Origin of the sequence: Flavobacterium sp. (assembly GCF_035760125.1) — a bacterium.
In the GTDB taxonomy this organism is placed as follows: Bacteria; Bacteroidota; Bacteroidia; order Flavobacteriales; family Flavobacteriaceae; genus Flavobacterium.
In genome coordinates, this window is sequence record NZ_DASTTN010000055.1 from 1 (window position 1) to 3,162 (window position 3,162).

The 3,162-nt window shown below is 36.8% G+C and carries 3 protein-coding genes; all 3 read left to right on the plus strand.

The genetic code is table 11. From position 1 onward, the window contains the following. On the plus strand, positions 1–799 hold a 799-nt coding region (locus VFS71_RS02380), incomplete at its 5' end, for a single-stranded-DNA-specific exonuclease RecJ (RefSeq protein WP_326399169.1). A 12-nt stretch (positions 800–811) separates the two neighbouring features. Continuing rightward, on the plus strand, positions 812–2,080 hold the full coding sequence (locus tag VFS71_RS02385; RefSeq protein ID WP_326399170.1) for an MFS transporter: 1,269 nt from the start codon (positions 812–814) through the stop codon (positions 2,078–2,080). Positions 2,081–2,124: 44 nt separating this feature from the next. After that, positions 2,125–3,162, plus strand: a 1,038-nt coding sequence (locus VFS71_RS02390; RefSeq protein WP_326399171.1) for a cytochrome c3 family protein, incomplete at its 3' end; no start/stop codon positions are given.

Genomic DNA, 3,162 nt, shown 5'->3' on the forward strand with positions numbered 1-3,162 from the left:
ATTATTGACCGAATTTGATTTTGAGCAAGCACAACAATTTGCCTCCGAAATTGAACAATATAATACCGATCGAAAAGATTTGGACAAACAAATCACAAAAGAAGCACTCCAACAAATAGTCCAAAACCAAGAAGAGAAAAATTTTACTTCGGTGGTTTTTCAAGAAGATTGGCACAAAGGAGTTATCGGAATTGTCGCTTCCCGATTAATCGAAACTTATTATCGTCCCACATTGGTTTTTACAAAAAGTGGCGATAAATACGCAGCTTCGGCACGATCTGTAAAAGGATTTGATGTGTACAATGCATTAGAAGCCTGTTCGGAACATTTGGAGCAATTTGGAGGACATATGTATGCGGCCGGAATGACTTTGGCAGCGGAAAACTATCAAAATTTCAAAAATGCATTTGAAAAAATCGTTCAGGAAACCATTCATCCCGACCAATTAATTCCAGAAATATCAATTGATGCCGAGATTGATTTTAAAGACATCTCTCCAAAATTAATTCGGATTCTGAAACAATTTGAGCCTTTTGGCCCATTAAATATGACTCCTGTTTTTTTGACCAAAAAAATAAAAGATACAGGCTACGCCAAAACACTAGGTTCTGAAGATGAGCATTTAAAGTTATTTGTAAAGCAAAATAACTCCGAGGGTCTTACCGCTATTGGCTTTGGACTAGGAAATAAAAAAGAGTTAACTGGTAATCAAAAAGAATTTGATGCCGTATATTGCATCGATGAAAATGAGTGGAATGACAAAGTGAGCATTCAATTACGATTAAAAGACCTTAAATAATACAAGTTTAAAATGAAAAAAAACGATCCATACGCAGCCCTGAGATTTAAAGAGTTCAACACCTTTTTACTGATCCGTTTTGCCATGGTTTTTGCCTGGTCCATGCAATTTATCATCATCGAATGGGAAGTCTATAGAATTACAAAAAGCGCACTTTCACTTGGTATTATTGGTTTAATGGAAATCATTCCAGCCATAGCAGTATCCTTATTCGCAGGGCATTTTGTCGATCAAAATGAAAAAAAGGGACTTTTATCCAAATGTATTCTAGGGTTCTCAATAATTAGTTTAGGGTTGTTTTTAATCACTTGGCCAAAGGTAAACACAGGTTTACCTACAACTACTATTCTATACACTATCTATGGCCTAGTTTTCTTTGGAGGAATTGTCCGTTCATTTTTAGGTCCAACCGTTTTTTCGCTTTTGGCATTAATTGTTCCTAAAAAAGCCTATTCAAACGCGGCTACTTGGAGTAGTTCAGTTTGGCAGGTAGGTTCTGTTGTGGGGCCTGCCGTAGCAGGTTTCTCCATTAATTTAATCGGGGTTCACTGGTCAATGTGTTTGGTTCTTGCGTGCTCACTTTTTGCTTTAATAATACTGACCCAAATCAAAAGAAAACCCATTTTGAATCCAAAAATTGGCGAACCTGTTATGGACAGTTTGAAAGAAGGAGTAAAATTTGTTTATAACAACAAATCTATTTTAAGCGCTTTAACCCTTGACATGGCAGCCGTTTTGTTTGGAGGAGCGGTAGCCTTATTACCCATTTTTGCTTTGGATATTTTAAAAGTTGGTCCTCAAGGATTTGGATTTCTAAGAGCAGCACCAGCTGTTGGTGCTATTTTAACTATGTTTTTTACTGCCTATGTTCCTGTGAATAAAAATGCTGGAATGAAATTATTAACCGCCATCTTCCTATTTGGTGTATGTATCATCATATTTGGTCTTTCTACAAGTTTTTGGATTTCGCTTTTAGCTCTATTTTTCAGTGGAGTTGTTGATGGAATTTCCATGGTTATCCGACAAACCATTTTACAACTTAAAACTCCCGATCACATGCGCGGTCGTGTAGCCTCCGTAAATTCAATATTTGTAGGTTCTTCAAACGAGTTGGGTGCTTTTGAAAGTGGACTAACCGCAAAACTGATGGGAACAGTAACTGCTGTTGTATTTGGCGGAAGCATGACACTTCTTATTGTCCTTTTCACAGGCTTGGTATCTCCTGAATTTAGAAAACTAGATTTGCGAAAAGATTTGGAAGATCATGAAAAACACGAATAGTCATTTTCTTTCTAATTTATTCAAAACAAAGTATATTTACCGTAATGGGAAAATTAAAAATACTTTTTGTAATTGCAACTCTTGTAACTTTTTTGACGAGTTGCACCAATAAATCAGACGAATATATTGATCCTCGCGGTACCGATTATGCTGGATCCGAAAGCTGTATCCAATGTCATCAAACTCAATACGAATCAGCTCTTCACAGCTCGCATTCTAAAGCGACCGCACCTGCCATTCCGGAAAATGTTTTAGGTGATTTCAGCAAAGGGAATCCTGTTTTTGTTTATGACAAAAACACCAAATTAGTAGTCGAAGAACGCAATGACAGTCTTTATCAGGTTCTATACAAAAATGGCAAAGAAATAGAAACCCATCGATTTGAAATTGTTTTTGGAGCCAAGCATGCACAAACTTCTGTTTATTGGCGCAACAACAATACTTACGAATTGCCTCTTTCTTATTATACATCGGTTCACAGTTGGGCAACAAGTCCTGGTTTTCCATCAGACAAGCCTTATTTTGATCGAAAAGTAGTCAAAGATTGCTATTCCTGCCACAGCTCTAACATAAGTAGCCGAACTGTAGATCAAAGCTCTAGAGAAAATAGTTTTCTTACTATGGACACTGAAGATGTCATCAATAAAAAAACAATCGTTTACGGAATTGACTGTGAGCGTTGTCATGGACCAGCCAAACAACACGCCGAGTTTCATCTTAAAAATCCAAATGTAAAAGTAGCCAACAGTATCGCAAGCTACCAATTTCTTAGTAGACAACAAAAGTTAGATGCTTGTGCTCTTTGCCATGCCGGAAATGATGGTATCAAAATAAAATCTCGTTTCGAGTATAAACTGGGAGATAATCTTTCAGAATACATGAGAAGTATGAGCGATCCTAATAGTACAGCTGAATTTGATGTACACGGAAATCAATATCGATTATTGGCGCAAAGCAAATGTTTTATCAAAAGTGAAAAAATGGACTGCATCACCTGTCATAATCCCCATGAGAATGCATCTCAAAATCTAGCTTCTTATTCTAAAATTTGCCTGTCTTGCCATCAAGAGATTAAACATAGC